Origin of the sequence: Weizmannia sp. FSL W8-1119, from assembly GCF_038008605.1 — a bacterium.
GTDB lineage: Bacteria > Bacillota > Bacilli > Bacillales > Bacillaceae_C > Weizmannia > Weizmannia coagulans.
In genome coordinates this window covers 2,479,001-2,497,244 of sequence record NZ_JBBOZL010000001.1, presented here as the reverse complement: position 1 = coordinate 2,497,244, position 18,244 = coordinate 2,479,001, and the positions used below count along the sequence as shown (strand labels likewise).

General features: G+C 46.1%; 15 protein-coding genes, 1 pseudogene and 2 riboswitches. Of the genes and pseudogenes, 7 read left to right on the top strand and 9 right to left on the bottom strand.

Annotated features, from left to right (window positions below; translation table 11 throughout):
* Window positions 1–98: 98 nt before the first annotated feature.
* Entirely contained in the window at window positions 99–1,283 is a 1,185-nt protein-coding gene (locus NSQ19_RS12330) for an MFS transporter (RefSeq protein WP_179234643.1), read from the bottom strand.
* 113 nt (window positions 1,284–1,396) lie between these two features.
* Here NSQ19_RS12330 and cax point away from each other — a divergent pair, with 113 nt between their 5' ends.
* The 6 genes from cax (at window position 1,397) to rlmD (ending at window position 8,066) form a co-directional block, all read left to right on the top strand.
* Complete coding sequence (cax, locus tag NSQ19_RS12325; protein WP_340702921.1) at window positions 1,397–2,458, top strand: calcium/proton exchanger; 1,062 nt, start codon at window positions 1,397–1,399, stop codon at window positions 2,456–2,458.
* Between the two features lie 425 nt (window positions 2,459–2,883).
* Entirely contained in the window at window positions 2,884–3,678 is a 795-nt protein-coding gene (locus NSQ19_RS12320) for a YfkD famly protein (RefSeq protein WP_017551475.1), read from the top strand.
* Window positions 3,679–3,820: 142 nt separating this feature from the next.
* Complete coding sequence (locus NSQ19_RS12315; RefSeq protein WP_017554110.1) at window positions 3,821–4,018, top strand: SE1561 family protein; 198 nt, start codon at window positions 3,821–3,823, stop codon at window positions 4,016–4,018.
* A 142-nt stretch (window positions 4,019–4,160) separates the two neighbouring features.
* Window positions 4,161–4,949 carry a delta-lactam-biosynthetic de-N-acetylase gene (pdaA, locus tag NSQ19_RS12310; protein WP_013860352.1) on the top strand — a complete coding sequence of 263 codons (789 nt, stop codon included), beginning with the start codon at window positions 4,161–4,163 and terminating at the stop codon, window positions 4,947–4,949.
* 860 nt (window positions 4,950–5,809) lie between these two features.
* The gene (locus NSQ19_RS12305) at window positions 5,810–6,673 is read left to right on the top strand and encodes a DNA-3-methyladenine glycosylase family protein (protein ID WP_340702920.1); all 864 of its coding nucleotides are present in this window, start codon (window positions 5,810–5,812) and stop codon (window positions 6,671–6,673) included.
* Window positions 6,674–6,686: 13 nt separating this feature from the next.
* On the top strand, window positions 6,687–8,066 hold the full coding sequence (rlmD, locus tag NSQ19_RS12300) for a 23S rRNA (uracil(1939)-C(5))-methyltransferase RlmD (RefSeq protein WP_340702919.1): 1,380 nt from the start codon (window positions 6,687–6,689) through the stop codon (window positions 8,064–8,066).
* A gap of 201 nt (window positions 8,067–8,267) precedes the next feature.
* On the opposite strand, the gene NSQ19_RS12295 is transcribed toward rlmD, so the two are convergent.
* The 3 genes and pseudogenes from NSQ19_RS12295 to NSQ19_RS12285 all read right to left on the bottom strand — a co-directional run.
* The gene (locus NSQ19_RS12295) at window positions 8,268–9,167 is read right to left on the bottom strand and encodes a GIY-YIG nuclease family protein (RefSeq protein ID WP_009052922.1); all 900 of its coding nucleotides are present in this window, start codon (window positions 9,165–9,167) and stop codon (window positions 8,268–8,270) included.
* Between the two features lie 25 nt (window positions 9,168–9,192).
* Complete coding sequence (locus NSQ19_RS12290; RefSeq protein WP_328192568.1) at window positions 9,193–9,747, bottom strand: hypothetical protein; 555 nt, start codon at window positions 9,745–9,747, stop codon at window positions 9,193–9,195.
* 197 nt (window positions 9,748–9,944) lie between these two features.
* Window positions 9,945–10,613 (bottom strand): annotated as a pseudogene (locus NSQ19_RS12285) (IS1634 family transposase); the annotation flags it as partial.
* A gap of 335 nt (window positions 10,614–10,948) precedes the next feature.
* Here NSQ19_RS12285 and NSQ19_RS12280 point away from each other — a divergent pair.
* Entirely contained in the window at window positions 10,949–12,412 is a 1,464-nt protein-coding gene (locus tag NSQ19_RS12280) for a transposase (RefSeq protein WP_340702252.1), read from the top strand.
* Window positions 12,413–12,707: 295 nt separating this feature from the next.
* On the opposite strand, the gene NSQ19_RS12275 is transcribed toward NSQ19_RS12280, so the two are convergent.
* The 5 genes from NSQ19_RS12275 to NSQ19_RS12255 all read right to left on the bottom strand — a co-directional run bounded on the left by NSQ19_RS12275 (window position 12,708) and on the right by NSQ19_RS12255 (window position 17,616).
* Entirely contained in the window at window positions 12,708–13,961 is a 1,254-nt protein-coding gene (locus NSQ19_RS12275) for an aspartate kinase (protein ID WP_227277956.1), read from the bottom strand.
* Between the two features lie 81 nt (window positions 13,962–14,042).
* Window positions 14,043–14,348: a Na-translocating system protein MpsC family protein gene (locus NSQ19_RS12270; protein ID WP_340702917.1), complete on the bottom strand. Its 306-nt coding sequence runs from the start codon at window positions 14,346–14,348 to the stop codon at window positions 14,043–14,045.
* Between the two features lie 68 nt (window positions 14,349–14,416).
* The gene (locus NSQ19_RS12265) at window positions 14,417–14,881 is read right to left on the bottom strand and encodes a hypothetical protein (protein WP_061575815.1); all 465 of its coding nucleotides are present in this window, start codon (window positions 14,879–14,881) and stop codon (window positions 14,417–14,419) included.
* Window positions 14,882–14,993: 112 nt separating this feature from the next.
* Window positions 14,994–15,152, bottom strand: a riboswitch (cyclic di-AMP (ydaO/yuaA leader).
* A gap of 207 nt (window positions 15,153–15,359) precedes the next feature.
* On the bottom strand, window positions 15,360–16,061 hold the full coding sequence (locus NSQ19_RS12260; protein WP_328192570.1) for a response regulator: 702 nt from the start codon (window positions 16,059–16,061) through the stop codon (window positions 15,360–15,362).
* Window positions 16,048–17,616 carry an ATP-binding protein gene (locus tag NSQ19_RS12255; protein WP_017551733.1) on the bottom strand — a complete coding sequence of 523 codons (1,569 nt, stop codon included), beginning with the start codon at window positions 17,614–17,616 and terminating at the stop codon, window positions 16,048–16,050. Before NSQ19_RS12255 ends, NSQ19_RS12260 begins: the two co-directional genes overlap by 14 nt.
* Before the next feature lie 447 nt (window positions 17,617–18,063).
* A riboswitch (cyclic di-AMP (ydaO/yuaA leader) is annotated at window positions 18,064–18,225 on the top strand.
* Window positions 18,226–18,244 lie beyond the last annotated feature (19 nt).

Genomic DNA, 18,244 nt, shown 5'->3' with positions numbered 1-18,244 from the left:
TCCGGTAAATCTTATCCCCGGCAACCCAGGCAGCCGATTTTGGCGGACAAAAGGCAAAGTTACCGGGTCTTCAAAACGTGCACGGCAGCACGCAGCCGTTAGGAGTGCCGGGGGACGGGGGCGGTCGTTTTTTTGAAACGGAAAATCAAAACGGACAAAACAAACAATATCATGCAAATCAGCAGGAAAAATACAGGCCCTTTTGTATATTTAATGATCACGCCACAAAGATACGGGCCGGCCATGCTGCCAAAGCTGTACAGAATGCCGCACATGATGTTGCCGGCGGGAAGGAGCGGCCGCGGCAGCAGATCGGACAGGTAACTGATCCCGAGAGAAAACGTCGAGCCGACGGCCATACCGGCAACGAAAAAGCAGGCAAACAGCGCGATGGCGTTTGATTTGCTAAAAGCAGCCCCCGCAAAACAGGCGCAGCCGATCAAAAGGACTGCAATCAACACTTTTCGCCTTCCGAGCCGGTCGCTTAACATGCCGAGCGGAAGCTGAAAAACGATGCTTCCGATCGAGAAGGCAGGGATAATCATGGAAACAGCATCGACATTTATTCCGTTTCTTAATGCATAAACCGGGAAACTGCTGTTTAAAGACGATTCCATGAATCCGTAACCGAGCGGCGGGAGCAATGCAACCCACGCCAGTTTCCAGACCTTACCAAAGCGCTGAAATGTGGCCAGAAAAGAAACATTTTCCAAATCTGCTTCCGGGTGCTCATTTTTTAAAAGAAAAACGGCCAGCCAGAAACAAAGGCTGATGATGGAGCAGGCAATAAAGGGAAGGCGCTCATCCACATTTACAAGCCTTGTCATATACGGCCCGACGGCAAATCCAAGGCTGAAAAAAAGCCCGTATAACGCAATGTTCCGCCCGAGCTGCCCTTTCCGGGAGAAAGACGTGATCCATGTCTGCGCCGAAAAATTCAGCATATGGTCTCCAATGCCGATGAAAAGGCGCAAAACAAACCAAAACCATAACGATTTCCAGGCCGGAAATAAAAGCAGTGAGGCAAATACGGTCAGCCCGCCTGTTAAAATAAGCGGCTTATATCCGAATTTCCGCAGCGGCGCTTCCATGAGCGGGGATGCAAATAAAACGCCGATATACAGGCCGGTTGCATTCAGCCCGTTCAATGATGCATCAATTCCATCTTTTTCAAAAATAATGGAAATCAGCGGCAAAAGCATGCCCTGTGTAAATCCGGAAACAGAAGTCATCAATACCAAAATCCAAAAACGCATATTTTCATAACGATTCATTGCTCTCACCCGGCTTGTTCTCGTTGTGCATTCGCTCTCTATAGCATAATCAGATCAGAAAAATTTGGCAAGCCAACCGTTCTTTTGTAAAATTTTATAGAAAGCAGATAAGGAGGATGGCCATGAATAAAATGTTTGCCATTATGGTGATGATCGGGGTTCCCGTCTCGGTTGCTGGAGCACTTTTGCACTGGCCGAACGTTTTGATGTTTGCCGTTTACTGCCTGACCATCATTGCGCTGGCCAGTTTTATGGGCCGGGCAACCGAAAGTCTCGCGATTGTAGCGGGTCCGCGGATCGGCGGCTTGTTAAATGCCACATTCGGAAATGCGGTGGAATTGATTATTTCATTGTTTTCCCTTGCGGCCGGGTTGCACCAGGTCGTGCTTGCTTCTTTGACAGGCTCTGTGCTCGGGAACTTGCTGCTTGTTGCTGGCATGTCGTTTTTGTTCGGGGGGATCAAATACAAACGCCAAAAGTTCAACGTGTATGATGCGCGGCATAATTCAGGGCTTTTGATTTTCGCGATTTTTGTCGCATTTGTGATTCCTGAAATTTTTTCCATGAATATGTCAGAAGGGAAGACGGTCAGCCTCAGCATTGGCATTTCCATTATTTTAATCCTGCTTTACTTGTTTGCCCTGTTTTTTAAACTGGTGACACACCGCGGGATCTATCAGGACAGGGAAGCACGGGCCCAGCAGAAAGAAGAACATGAAGCGCCGGAATGGTCAAAGGGGAAATCGATCTTTGTGCTTGCCCTTGCGACGCTTGCAGTGGCCTATATTTCGGAAAATCTCGTACATACTTTTGAGTCCGTTGCAAAAAGTTTCGGATGGAGCGAAATGTTTATCGGGATTATCATCGTTGCCATTGTCGGAAATGCCGCTGAACATGCTTCGGCCATTTTAATGGCGGTAAAAAATAAAATGGATATTGCGGTTGAAATTGCATTCGGCTCCACGCTCCAGGTGTCCATGTTTGTCGTCCCCGTCCTGGTGCTCGCATCTTTGTTTTTTGAAAAAGCCATGCCGCTTGTCTTTTCCATACCGGAGCTGGTCTCGATGATCGCTTCGGTCATGCTTACGATCATTTTAGCAAATGACGGGGAAACAAACTGGTTTGAAGGTGCCACCATGCTGGCAGCCTACATTATCATGGGGATCGGTTTTTACTTGCTGTAATTCCGGAATCGGTATCCATCATAACCGGAAAAAATGCGTGCGATCCATTAACGGGATATAGGAAAATCGGGTTGCAGTAACGCCGGAAGCTTATGTCCATTATAAATGGAAGCAATATGTGTGATACTTTGACAAATACTGGTGAAGCTCATGCATCGAGATAAAAGGAACACGGGGTATCTGCAATAACGCCGGAAACTTGCGGCCCGTTATAAACGGGAGTCCAGCGGTGAACCGGAGTTTTTTCAGTAACGCCGGAAGATATTGCCGTGTGAAGCGCAAAATACGCTGGCACATCGCGGCGGAGTGCCGTGATGCATGTGGTATAAAGGAGCCGGGTTTTATTTGCATGGAACGGATATTTTAATCCGGGCAGGAAAAAATAACGGTACGTTCGTAACCTCTTGTGAAAGGAGACAACATCAATGAAATGGATGCGGACGATCCTGATTTTCCTGCTTGCCGTACTTTTTGCTGTGCCGGCAGGGGAAGCAAAGCCGGCAGATAAACAGGTGCAAATTCCACAGTCGGTCCTAAACATTACAAAAGAAAATACGTATCCGAACTCGTCGCAGGATCTGCCTTACTTGCAGCCGAGCAAGTTTACCGAAACTTTGCTGAAAACATCTAATGTCAGAATTGAAAACCCGAATCTCGTGCGGATGTTGAATGAAACAAGCGTGAACCGTTCGTTTTTATCGCTCGGCTTGCGCGCGAAAATTTATCTGGGCGAATGGCCGCTGAATTATGAATCCAGCGAAACGTCGCCAAACTGGCAATACCAAAAAATCAATACGAACTACTTTGATAACCGCGGCGGCGATGCCAATTATAAAATGCACTATGTCCAGGAAGCGCAAAAGATCGTGCGCGGCGGCCTGACTGCCAGGATTCCGCAAGCGGACGATGTAAAGAAAATGATGCTGTTAAAAGCAATGGAAAACTCGAAGCTGCCGCTTTCCTTTGACACGATTATCGGAGCCGGCACGAAAAAAGGCCATGAATACAATGTCCCGGCAAAACGGCTCGGCTATTTGTATGCTTATGCCCCGGCCGTGAACGAAAAAGGAAAAGTGACATACGGCGAAGTGTACCTTGTCCTTAAAGGGACGAAACGGGAAATTTTGGTGAAAAACGTCACTTCCCACGGCATTGGCGCCTGGATTCCGATTCAGGACTATGTTTCGTTCGGCTTTTCCGTGAGCGAACAGCCGAAATAAGGAAGTTTATTGGGCAGGTTCGCCGGCTTCTGAGGAGGCCTGTCTCACGCTAATAAAGAAAAAGCTGTCTGAACGGCAGCTTTTTTCTGTGCCGAAAATGGGGTATACTATAATAAGAAAGAAGTACGTGAGGAGGATTTTTTTGGGGAAAGCGGTATATGACAAGGACCAGCAACTTACTTATTTAATGGAACGGCTGAATATCTTTTTGGAGGTTCTGGATTCGATTGATCCGGAAGCGGCAGGCCTTGAAGATATTGACCGGCTTATTCAAATGATCGATGAAATCGAAATGAAAATGGACCAATTCAAAAAGCGCAAACCGGCCCCTTCTTTGTAAAGGCCGGTTTTTTATCTGGCATCGGGGGACGACTGCTGTTTTGGAACGATATTGCCCTGTTTTCCTGCACGAACAGATACTGCCAGCATTTCCGGCTGCAGAAATGAGAAAGATAAGGAAAACAACAAAAAGGAGTTTGGTTATGAGAAAAGTTTTTGCAACACTTTTTGCAGTCTTCCTGTTTTTTTCAATATGCCCGCAGCGAGATGCTTTTGCCCTTTCCAACGCCCCGATCAACTGGGGATTTAACAAAGGCAAAAACGGGCAGCAGGCGGATGCCGGCGCCGCTTATAACGCTCTTTTGCAAAAATACGGCGGCATTTACAAGGGCAATCCGAACGACAAGTATGTGTATTTGACGTTTGACAATGGATACGAGAATGGGTATACCCCGAAAATACTCGATGTTCTGAAGAAAGAAAAAGTCCCTGCCATCTTTTTCGTCACCGGCCACTATTTAAAATCACAGCCGGATCTTGTGAAACGGATGGTGAAAGAAGGCCATATCATTGGCAACCACTCATGGAGCCATCCGGACATGACACAGATTTCCGATGCACAAGTACGTGAAGAGTTGGAAAAAGTGAAAGCAGAAACCGCCCGCCTTACCGGCCAGAAAGAAATGAAATATTTGCGTCCGGCCCGCGGCATCCTGAGTGAACGGACGCTGAAACTGGGCAATGAAGAAGGCTACACCCATGTCCTTTGGTCACTGGCTTACCTCGACTGGGATGTGAACCGCCAGCGCGGCACACAATTTGCCTATGACAGCATCATGTCACAAATCCACCCTGGGGCCATTATTTTGCTCCATACTGTGTCAAAAGACAATGCCAACGCATTGGAACGCGTGATCAAAGACTTGAAAAAACAAGGCTACAAATTCAAAAGCATGGATGAGTTTATGAAAACCGAAAAATTGAAAAAGTAACCAAAGAGGGCTGCCTGAAAAGTGGGCAGCTCTGTTTTTCTTGCCGCAACAGGCTGGTTTCTTGCCAGAAGGAAAAGGGCTTGCCGGGTTGGGTTGAACGAATTGGAAACAATTGTGCCGGCTGATCTTCATTCTTCTGCTGGCCGCGTTCACTGCAGCATGGGCGTCTATTCTGAAATATGCGCCGGTTGATTTTTATTTTTCCGCTGGTGCTGCTTTCACAGCGGCATGGGCGTCTAATTAGACAAATGCTCGCGCGGGTCTGTTGCAATTGTCTAATTGGCAGATTTATTAGACAAATAGCCGGGCGGATCACCTGCATTTGTCCAATTGGAAACGCTAATTAAACAAATGAGCATGCACCCCTCCTGCAATTGTCTAATTGGCAGAGCTCTAACTGGACAAGTGCTCGAGCAGCCCTTCCGCTTTTGTCTAATTAAAAAGGCTAATTAGGGCTTGCTGAATAAGCAAAAGTCCTAGACTTGGTAAGGATACTGACAGCTTTGGCCGAACTTTAAATGCAAGGGTTTTATAAAAAATGCAGGAAAAACTTTGCACTCTAAAGCTGATTCAACATACAGAGAGGACAGAATAAAGCATTTTCGCAGATGCATTCTCCTATGATATTGAGGTAGATCTTGCTGACAAATCAGATACAAGCCATAATCGGATTCGTTCAGCAAGCCCTAATTAGACAAATAGCCGCGCAGCTCACCTGCGTTTGTCCAAATAAAAATTCTGATTAGACAAGTAACAGGCCGGGTCTCTTTATCTTGCGTTGTTTTTCATGCGCGTTGAATCGGCAATGAAAAGGGCGAGCGCTTGTGCTATAATACTTAAAAACGAATTGAGAGGACGCCATGTGGGAGAAAATCGTTAAAATCAATGGCCCGTACAATTTTGACCGTGCGCTCGAAAGATTAAGCCTCGACCCGTTGCATGCGGTGGATCCGCTTAGACGGACAGTGAAAATCCCGATATACGGCAAACATCCGGAAACAGCGGCTATCACTGCAACCGGCACGACGGAGGCACCTGCATTTCTCATCAAAGGCGAAAATCCGGATACCGCTGAAATCGTTGAGAAGCGGATTTTTCACCTTTTTCAGTGGGAGGAAGACCTCGCAGGCATCACAAACCATTTTACCGGCACCGCCCTTGAACCGCTTTTTAAAGAACACTGCGGTACACCGTTTGTGCTCGACTTTTCGCCATATGCCTGCCTGGTCAAATGCATCATCCACCAGCAGCTCAATATGAAATTTGCCCATACGCTGACAGAGCGTTTCGTGTACCATTTTGGTTTTCAAAAAGACGGTGTCTGGTTTTATCCGTTTCCTGAAAAAACGGCTGCATTGCAAGTCGCAGATTTACGCGCCCTGCAGTTTAGCGAGCGGAAAGCAGAGTATGTAATCGGGCTTTCCAAATTGGTGGCATCAGGCGAACTGGATCTGGCGGCACTTGAGAAGGAACCGGATGAGGAAATTTTAAAAACGCTCGTGAAAATCCGCGGCATCGGCCCGTGGACCGTGCAAAATTTTCTCATGTTCGGGCTCGGCCGCCTGAATCATTTTCCAAAAGCTGACATCTGCATACAGAAGGCATTGAAAAAACTTTTCCAGCTTGAGAAAAAACCTACTTATGAAGAAATGGACGCTTACGCAAAAGACTGGGAGCCTTATTTGAGTTATGCCTCCTTGTACTTATGGCGCAGCATCGAATAGAAGGACGGATTTTATGCAAAAAGAAGCCATCATTAAACCAAAACAGCAATTTCCCTTGACGATCAAACGGCTCGGCATCAACGGGGAAGGGGTCGGCTATTTTAAGCGGACGGTCGTTTTCGTGCCAGGTGCACTGCCGGGCGAAGAGGTGGTCGTTGAAGCAAAACGGATACACCCGAAATACGTGGAGGGCATTGCCAAAAAGGTGCGAAAACGCTCGCCCCACCGGGTAAAACCCCCGTGCCCGGTTTACGAGCAGTGCGGCGGCTGCCAGCTCCAGCACCTTGCGTACAAGCAGCAGCTTATCGAAAAACGCGACATTGTCATCCAGGCGCTTGAACGCCATACAAAGTTAAAAGTAGACGAACTCGATATCCGCCCGACGATTGGCATGGATAACCCGTGGATTTACCGGAACAAAGGCCAGTTCCAGCTCGGCGAAGACCATGGGAAAATTATTTCCGGCCTCTACAGCCTCGATTCCCACCGGCTGATCAACGTGCCGGAATGCATTGTCCAGCATCCGCTGACAAACAAAGTGACACAAGTGGTGACACAAATTTTAAATGATTTTCATGTTCCGGTGTATAATGAAAAAACCGGGAAAGGCATCGTGCGGACAATTGTCACAAGGGTAGGCACCCAGACCGGCCAGGCCCAGGTTGTGCTGATTACGGCCAGGCGGGAGCTGCCGCGCAAAGATGTCATCCTTTCTGAGATCAAAAAGCGCCTGCCGGAAGTCGTATCGGTTGCGCAAAATGTGAACGCCAAAAAAACGTCGGTTATTTTCGGCGACGAAACGATTCATTTATCCGGAAAAGAAATCATTGAAGAACGGCTCGAAGAATTCACATACGAACTCTCCGCCCGCGCCTTTTTCCAGCTGAACCCGATCCAGACGGTGAAGCTTTACAATGAAGTGAAAAACGCCGCTGCGTTGACCGGCAAGGAGAAAATTGCGGATGCTTACTGCGGTGTCGGCACCATTGGCTTGTGGCTCGCGGACGGCGCATCTGAAATCCGTGGCATGGATGTGATTCCGGAAGCGATTGAAGATGCCAGAAAAAACGCCGCCGCCCACAACATCCCGAACGCCCATTACTACGCAGGCAAAGCGGAAGTCCTCCTGCCGAAATGGCTGGACGAAGGATGGCGCCCGGACGTTGTCATTGTCGACCCGCCGCGTTCGGGCTGTGACGAAGCCCTCTTACGGACAATTTTGAAGGTAAAGCCGAAAAAATTTGTCTACGTGTCGTGCAACCCTTCCACTTTGGCGAAGGACTTGCACATATTGAGCAAGGCTTATGACGTAGCGTACATGCAGCCTGTGGATATGTTCCCGCAAACGGCGCATGTGGAGTGTGTTGTCTTGATGTCAAGGGTGAGGAAATAGAAGGGCTGAAAATGCCCATAAATAAAGGGTTTCCAGACATTGAGTTTTCTCGCGGCTACTTTGCCGGAAGAAATAATGTCAGAAAACCCTTATTTTTATTGTTTGCGGTAACATATCAACTGCCTTGAAAGTGATAGGGTTGAGTTGATAGGTTAGATATATTAACAGGGTTGAGGAGACAGGATGGATGTAAATTTCCGCTTAATTTTCTTCACTGTTTTCTATTTCTTTCAATGATACCCCGTCTTTCGTTTTCCATTCTACCAGTCCATTTACGTGCCCGCCAATGACAAAGGCAGCAGCATATGATGGGCTACGAAATAAGATGTTTTCTTGAAGTATTCCATTTTCATCTATTTTGGCTTTTTGTCTGCGTTCTTTAATTCCAGGTGGAATGCTATCAGAATCTATAGTTTCTATACGACTGCCTTGTAAGACGACAAAGCCCTCGTTTGTTTGCTTACAGCTTGCCTCAATTACTTGTCCACTCTTACGACTTTTTCGCTTCATAAAGAGAAGCAATTCTTCTTCGGGAGATTCTACAGTGATAGCTGCTTTTGGTTTATCTGTTAGTGGTTCGAATAATTTATGTCCAAGAGCGCCCATTATAATCTTAGCGTAATCAATGAACTCTTCAAGCTCACTTTCTTTTTCCTCGGTTATATTTCCTGGAGTAGGGTCGTTTCCATTCTTAACCACATACCGGTTTGCCTCTACTGCAAGTCCACAAAAGCGGTTCTCAAGATAACTTATCTCTGTGGGACCAAAGGAGTTATTGGACGTAGTGAATACAACAGCCTCTGTCCAATAATCTTTATCAGGATTTCGCTTATGTTCTATCAACCGACAGAGAAGACCCTCTCCATTTTTTCGTACTCCAGCTTGACCAATATAAACCATATTGTCGTCTGTTTGATCGGAAGTGCCAAATAAGAAGTAAACACCGCTCTGTGATAAATCTTCGCGTCCCTTGCACTTATCTAGTTCTGTTCGAGGTATTTTGTAAGCCACGCCTGTCCAATTAGCAAGAGTACACTTTATTCTCCCATTTGGTGTGCCATCCATTAAAAACAAATTTATACTTTTTCCTCGTTTAGCCATAATCCTTTACCTCTCTCGTAACAGCTTATTTGTTATTTGAATCATTGTAAGGAGTTTCAAATGGTTTTCCTTCAGGGTTATACGTTAAATTGAAAACAAGATCCGACAGCCATTTCTTAAACGAAGGATTATCATTAAACTGCTTAAATAACTCCATATTATCCGCCATTATACTAAATATAACCGACTGAAGGGCACGTTCACTTTCCATACGCGCATTTTGCTTGTCTGAATTTTTCATTGCGTTAATATAGCGCTCGTCTTTTGTAACCATTCCTGGTATTTCTAGAATTTGGCGGCGAACATTATCAGCATCGTTCCAGTCTATATTGCCGAACAAGTCATTAAATGATGAAAGAATGCTAGAAAGCAAATCCATTTCTGGCTCCACTATGCCACCTACACGACCAGCAGGTACAGGGCCAATCTCAGCGTCAGCATCATCTAATACAAGAGACATAGAATCACGAGCTTCCACTCGGTAACTATCTAAATCAATTGAATCTAGTATCCCTTGAGATAAATCATCTTCTTTGGGAGAAGGAAGTTTAGGTATTAATAAATTTAGAGCCCTTGCCAAAATGCTATATCCCCTGAAACTGTAAGCAGTCAGACAATTAAACCCACATTTCGCACGTCTTAAATATAGTTCATTCTAATTTTTGAATGAACTATATTTAAATGGCTTGGTGGGATGATATCTTCTTATTTTTGAGGAATTTTCGATAAAATTCTTTTCAATTCGACATTCTTTTCATGAATTCCTCCTATTGTGTGTTATTCTCCTTTGTTTTCGACATTTTTTGACACGTATATTGATACATCATACCCGCATAATTCAATGATTTTTTTGGCTTGTGAATCAATATTATCGGGTAAGAGCCTTATTTTTTGTTGATTTTGATTTATAAGGATCACGGTAATATCTTCTAATTGCTCTAACAATGCTTGGCCTGTGGGTTGATAGAGTTTCCTTTTTCCTTTCAAGATTAGAGATAGGTTCTTTTCTTTCAGTTCTTTTCTAACTCGATATTCTAAAATTCCATAGATTAATAAAGCCATCACATACACAATACCTAAGGCCTCAACCCTTTCCGGGGTTTTCAAGTAAATGGCATCAATCATTTGTGAATCTTTGATTAATCGGAAACGGGTCTCAGCGGCCGACTGTCCTTTATAAACCCTCAAAACTTCTTGATTGGATAGTGTCTCCTCATCTAATTTATTTGTGATTAAAACAAAAGTGCTGAGCATTTTTTTCTTATTTTCGATAAAATCATGATCTTTTTCAAACGATTCCAGTTGTATTTGATAGATTTGTTCTCGTTTTGTCTGTTCGTCCTTTTTAGGTCTTCCTCTCTTTTTTCGTTTGATAGGTTGATCACTCATCTGGACGTTTAGTTTATAACAGAAATATGAAGCCTTTTGTTTTTTCTTAAGAGCCCTTGCCAAAATGCTATATCCCCTGAAACTGTAAGCATTCAGACAATTAAAGTTCGTTGATTTATTCCACTAAAGAAAAAAGACGTTTGTAGAAACATTATGACAAATATAAAAAGAAATTGTGAGTTTTTGATTTTAATAGGATAAATTTGCTTATTATAAGTGCCAGAATTTTATCACTTTTTGAGGCTTTGGGCGAGTTTCAATAGATTAGGCTACTCATTCCTGTGGAAAATATTGTAAAACGGAAAAGGATGATTTTTTTTGAAAAAAAAGAGCCATGAAAGCCACTCCTTTGCTAAGATATAAGTACGAGCAAATATCCAGGGAGTGATTTCATGACTATTTCTATTCTAACACAAACCAGAGACTTTTCAATACAACAAAATTTGATTCCCCACAATTGGCAAGACTATGCCGATATACCATTTGTCATTCCAGCCATGTGTTTCCCATGGGAGATTTTTAAGCCGATTGAACGAGAATACTACACCCTTTTATATTTGCACCTAAAAAATGAAAGAGCACATGATCCTTCTAATGAAATACAACCGGCACTATTTTCAATAACGGAGGAAGAAGACAAGTCTGCGTCTTCATTATTTCATCTCCCTTCCACTGGGAGAAAACCGCATCCTTTCATGCCCTTTTTTCGTGCTTTTGAACTGGCCTCTTTACAGTATATTGAAGTGATGGTGGAGAGTGTCTATTTGCAAGTGAAATCAAACCCGCTATTTGCCACCATGTGTGGATTTACGGAGAAAATTCCGAGCTACCGTTCCTTTGCTCGTTTTGATCAAATCATGACAACAAATGGTCTTTGGGAAAAAGCCCGGCTATTGGTTGTTGAATATAATAAAGGGGAAGGCGTGGTTGAAACGAATGAGGAAGCAGCCGCCGTGGATACATCGCATATAGAGGCAGAAGCAACCTTGAATAAAACAAGGAAGACGTGTTCTTGTGAGGGTAATTGCGATTGCCCCAGAGTCCTTACGGACGACAATGTAGGGGTAATGCGTAAAAGTAATGCAGTCTCCTATATTGCGCATAAATTATCAATGGTATGCGGGGTGAAATCCGGTTTGCCTTTGACGCGGGAAGTATTTAAAGGAAATACACCCGATGGGAAAACATTAGAACCGACATTGGAAACGTTTAAGGCAGAGCACCCCGAGATGGCTGAGCAGTTGAGCTTTATCCTGGCAGATGGAATCTACCAAACGCCGGAAAATCAAAAAGTGACAAAGGATGTATTACAGGCGAAATTGGTGGCACCGATCAATCCACGGAACCGTAAAGATAAACCAACTACCGCCCGGGGGATTGAAAAAATCAACCGGTACGGCACTCCCATCTGTATCAGTGGACATAAAATGGAACTTAGAGGATCTGATCGGGAAAAGGGGCAATATATTTACACTTGTCCTGTATTTCATCCAAATGCCAAGCAAGAAGGTCTCACCTGCCCGCTAGCGAATCACGCGGAATGTTGTAATGGGGCAGCACAAGGAAGAGTATTTAGGATAGACTTTGATCAAACGCCTCAAGTAGATGTCGAGTTGCCGCAACATGGTCGCACATTTGAAGTGTTATATAGTGCCAGGACGATCATCGAAAGAATCTTTGGCATTCTAAAAGACGGATACAGTCTCCGTCGTGTTCACAAGCGTGGGAAGCAGGCAGTTGAAGCTCATGTAGATCGATGCATGATATCTATGCATATCATGGCAAATATGGCGTACCATCAGACAGGAAAGGCCAATTGTGGATGGACACGCAATCGGCTGCAAAGAGCAAATTAAGTTATTCACAGGTGGATATGTGAATAACTCAAATGAACGTTTTCTTTCCACAAAGGGTAGTGAAAAAAACCATTTTGTGAAGGCGGGATACGTATGCCCTTTTTTTGAAGGAAAATGACCGTTTTACTTCTATTGAATTAAAAATCTGGATGTAATGGATGTAAATTGAAAATCTGGATGAAAAGGCAAAAAAAAATCGGGATAATTAATTTTCCAGAGCCTCGCTCAAGTGTATATTTTTATTTTGGCAGAGGCTCTGAACTAAGATACAGCGTGTTTTTCCGTTGAGTAACATTCATTCATTACTTACGTCCGTTACAAAGACATATTCGTGCTCGTCGAGTCCAAACACGGTATGCAGGGATCGAATAACTTCATGGAGCCTTCTCCCTTCGATTACGCACGAAATTTTAATTTCAGACGTGCTGACCGTGTAAATGCTAACGCCGGTTTCGGCAATGGTATGAAACATCGTCGCTGCAAGACCAGGGGAACTGACATTTCCCGCCCCGACGATAGATACTTTCACCAAATCGGAGTGGGTTTCCAAGTTTTTGAAACCAACATCTGCCTGGATGTGATAAAGCACACTTTTTGCCTTCTCCAGATCGGCGAGGCTAACGGTAAAGGACAGGTCAGCCTTGCCATTCCTTATTCCGCCTTGAACGATAAGATCGACATCAATGTCGTCATTCGCAAGCGAATTAAAAACCGCAGCGAGTCGGCTTGGGTTTGTAGGCATATCCAATAAGCTTACATGCGCAATAGGCTTGTCGAACGCGATGCCACGAACCACGATTCCTTGTTCCATATCCGTTTCCTCCTTTACTTGCGTACCTTCATGGTTCGTAAAGCTGGATCGAACGACCAACTTCACTTTATTTTGTTTGGCACATTCCACCGCACGGGGGTGAAGAACCGCCGCTCCGAGATGAGCCATTTCCAACATTTCGTCGTAAGAGATTTCCTTCAGTTTTCTGGCCTGCTTGACGATGCGCGGATCGGTTGAATAAACACCGTCCACATCCGTGTATATTTCGCACAAATCTGCCCGGATCGCTGCTGCAAGCGCGACAGCCGTCGTGTCGGAGCCCCCGCGTCCAAGCGTCGTAATCTCGCCATTCTCTGTCACTCCTTGGAAACCGGCTATAATGACAATGCGCCCCTGATTTAGCGCATTCATTATTCGATCTGCCTGAATGTCGATAATCCGTGCCTTCCCGTGGTTGGCTTCTGTACGAATGCCGGCTTGCCAGCCGGTTAAAGAGACCGCTTGTTCGCCCAGGGCGTGCAGCGCCATCGACAACAGGGCAACCGAAACTTGTTCTCCTGTACTGAGCAGCATGTCCATTTCACGCGCTGAAGGGGTTGCCTCCGCGATTTCTTTGGACAACTCGATCAAATCGTCCGTCGTATCTCCCATTGCGGAGACCACCACGACGCACTGATGGCCTTCCTGCCTTCGGTCCGCTATCCGACGCGCAACGCGCTTTATCCGTTTGGCGTCGCCTACGGAACTGCCGCCATATTTCATCACCAATAATGACAACATTATCTCTCCCGATTATGAATTCGAATACTGTTCCACTTAACTGACGGACAGGCCTTGGAATAAAACGTCTCTTCAAACCTAATCATGCATATACTTGTGCTTGATATCGCAATCCAGATGAATCAGCTCCATTTTTTCCTCGGTGCCGATGCAAATGTCGGATTGAATGGAAGTGACGCGGCAACCGACAATTGCAGCCACTTTAGGTTTCGACAGCGCTTGCAATCGGTCGCGATCCATTTCGACTATCGTCTGATGAATGCTTCTGCCGCGTATGGTATGGACAGAGATGGAATGCTCAATTGTTGGAGTTCCTTTGGCAATGATCACGATATGGTTTTTAATGACTCTTACTTCCACCTCCTGCGGATGTTCACCGATCATTGCAAGTAGGCCTCTTTCAGTTGATTTACAAGCTCCTGCACCATGCATTTCTCCTTTCCGTTACGAGATCAGAATGAGACGTAAGATTCGGCATGTTCCATGATATATTGTTGTTTTATCGGAAAATCACCGTGATGTGGCAAAAGAAAAGGGGTCTCGAGAGTGGATGACAAGTCCATCAACGCCGATTCGGCCAACTCTTTTCGAATCCTTCCCCAATTCTCTTCTTTACCCTGTAGCAATTGAAAGGCTTGGGCAATGTTAAGACCTTTCAGATTCATATATACGGATGCCCATCCGACGAGGTCGAACGGTTTTTTCGTATTAGGCAATCGGTATTCTCCCCAACCGCTAAACCCGTTGCCGGATAGTTTCAGATATCCGCACACGCTACCTTTTTCGTTTTCGAAAAATAAACGCCGGGTCAACTCTTGATCGAAGCGAAATACTTCGATGGAACGGATTCTCTCCTCATACCGAAAACCGGGCGATTCAAGACCCGGCAGTGGATCCGCTTCTTGCACGTGTAACATGCTTGCCACTCTCCCTAAATGTTTTTTGGGTATGACAAAAAGCCCGAAGAGCAGAGAAACGAAGCTCTCGGGCAGTCTGTTGTCAGTCCATCAGACAAACGCAGCTCGGATACGGTTCTCTCTCAATGCGCTTACGAGGTTAGCTGTCGGGTTAGGGCTTGAGAGTACCCTTTCCAAGTGCCAAGCAGACAAGGAATTCACCCCGTGAAACCATTTAATGGCTTCTGTTGGTTCCCCCGTTTCCCCTTAGGGAATTCAGCGATTCAAATGAATTTGAAGTTGTTGATAGAGATCATACGCTTTTTGCAAGACAATGTAAAAGCCGAATCCAACGCCTATTTTTGATTTTTAGCCTTTTCTCGTGCGCGAAAACGGATGCATCGGACAAAAACTTACGGAGACGGCAATATTTCTACACGAAGGTCCCGTTCTTACGTTTTTGAACGGAGGATGGACGTAGCCGAGGTAAGCGACTCTGTTACTCCCTGGACAGGAAGCGATAGCCGATCCCCGGCTCCGTCAGAATGAACTTGGGCCGAGTCGAGTCTTCCTCGAGTTTTTTGCGTAGATGTCCGATGTACACCCGCAAATAATGGCTGTCGGTCTCATTGTGGTGGCTGCCCCATACTTGTTGGAGCAGCTGACGCTTCGTGACTACTTTCCCGGCGTTGGAGGCGAGAATTTTCAACAGATCGTATTCTGTTGGGGTCAACTTGATCCGTTCTCCCTTCAACTCCACGCTTCGCTGTGCCAGGTCGATGGTCAGCTCGCCGATCTGGAGGATGGGCTCATTCGACGATTTGGCTACGTGCCGCAGCGCAACACGTATTCGAGCGACGAGCTCTCCCATCCCGAACGGCTTGGTTACATAATCATCGGCGCCGCTGTCGAGCGCGACGATTTTATCTTCCTCCCTGTCTTTTGCCGTCAGCACAATGATCGGCGAATTTGACCATTCCCGGATGCGGCCGAGCACTTCCATGCCGGATATGCCCGGCAACCCGAGATCAAGTATGATCAAGTCCGGCAACATCAAGGATGCCTGTTGGAGGCCCTCCTCTCCTGTCGAGGCTTCGTAGATGGCATATTGATGGGCTTGCAGGGTTACCTTCAGAAGCTTTCGAATTTGGGGTTCATCATCGATGATCAAAATGCGAGCCCCATGTTCATTCATGGTCATGATTCGTGGTTCCCCTTTCTTCAGCTGCTGCAAGCAAGTCGTCTTGCTTGTTTAAGGGAAGGGTTATCGTTACAATGGTCCCTCGCGGTTCCTTCGGCTGCGCCGATATCGTTCCTTCATGAAGCTCGACGATTCCTTTGCATATGGCAAGTCCCAATCCCGTACCGGTTATTTGCTTCGCAGCGGTTGAACGGTAAAACTTTTCGAATATCCGATCGTATTCGTCCTCGTTCAGTCCAATCCCCGTATCGGAGACCGAGATGACAACGCCTGCTTCCCCGGTTTTCACTGACAGGACGATTTCACTATAATCCGGACTGTATTTGATCGCATTGCTCACGACATTGACCAACATTTGCTCTAGCAATACTTCGTCACCCAGGACCATAATGGGCCCGTCATCCGGCAACTCGGTGCGCAGCTTTCGATGTTGTTGAAAGTCTTTGACCTGAGATAACGTGACGCCGATCAAGTCCTCCACATCGCACCAGTTTTTCCTGAGGCGCAGCATCCCGCTCTCCAGCTGCACCATGCTGAGCAGATTCGTCACTAGGCGATTCATACGAAGGGCGTCGTCACGAATCGTGACAAGAAGCTCCATTCGATCCTCTGCAGAGAAAATATGCCCGCCCTCGATCAGACCGGTTGCCGAGCCGATGATGGTTGCCAAAGGGGTGCGTAGTTCATGGGAGACCGAATCCAAAATTGCAGTACGAAGGCGTTCCGACTCTGCTGTTAGATGAGCAATTCGGGCTTCCTCCGCCAGCCTGAGGCGAGCGATTGCGCTGGCCGCCAAGCCTCCGAGAGCCTCGAAGAGCCGCTTTTGCTCGGCTGTGATCCCGGTTCGCGCTTCATTCGGATAGAGCGCGATGATACCATATGTGCGGTCTTCGGTCCGAAGCGGAATAAAATAACCCGGAGATTCGTTCAAACGCGAAATTTCCATTCCGGCCGTCTCGACGTGCTCAAACACTCGCTTTGCGATAGACATTTCCGTATTCTCTTGCCTGCAGTCAGGAAGATCGGCAGACTCATGGGCAAGTTTCAGGGTATTCTGGTCATCCGCCAAATAGATCGCGATTTCTGTGTCAAGGGTCTGCGAAACTTGTCGGGAAAAATTGTCCAGCATGGAATGGATGTCCGCGATCGCGCTCATCTGCTTGCTAAGCGCGTACAACGCAGCTGTGTGAGCTTCCCTTTGCTTGGAAAAGAGGACCTGCTGCTTCAGCTTGGCCGCTAGGCTGGCCGTTAATGCTGCCACCGCCAAATAGACGCCAAATGAAACCAGATAGCGCAAGTCTGATACGGTAAAGCTCAGTACAGGAGGCACGAAGAAGAAATCAAAGGCTAAGACACCCAGGATCGCCGCGTAGAAAGCAGGACGCAGTCCCCCGAAGACGGCATTGAAAAGAACCGGGAGTAAATAGATAAGAGCAATATTGACCAAGTCAAAAGCAAGACCAAACGGTTTTAATACCATGGTCATGAGAGCGATCAGCAAAGTCGTGCTTACGTACGATCGCAACGAAATCCATACCGCATTCCATTTATGCATAGAAAAACACATCCTTCTCTTTTTTGTGTCTCTCCTCTCTAGGTTACTGTAAAAAAAGAGTAAAATAAACCGGTACTGGGCGTAAAAATTTCGTAAAAATGATTGAAAAACCTCAAAATAATGAATAAAATAAGTCCATGAATTGAATTGTTTTTCATTTACAGTTGCTTAATTGTGACTCAGGAACAAGAGGGAACCAACTACGGATCAGTGCTTGTGTGAGAGCAAGTCAACCGGATCCGTAAGGGATGAATTCCCCCGCTTATACGAAGCTTAAGCAGGGGCAGGGCGACTCTCACCGCCCGAATCCATAAGCAAAACTCGTAAATGCGGAAGCAGCTCTTTTCAAAAGTGTGGCCCTTGTAGAGAGAGGATGATGAAGCTTGTGATCGTAAGTTTCGACCACAGTGCTTATGCCTCTGTGGTGTTTCGTGAACATGATAATCATCGTTTCAATCGCTGAATTCTTCAATTAACACGAAGGAGCGGGGGAACCAATCGAAGCCGGTCTTGTCGGCTTCATGGGGTGAATCGCCGGTAAATCCGGCGTAGGGCGACTCTTACGCCCGAATCCGACAGCTAACCTCGTAAGCGTCTTTAAGAGAGGCAACAATTGTCGTGATTAGAC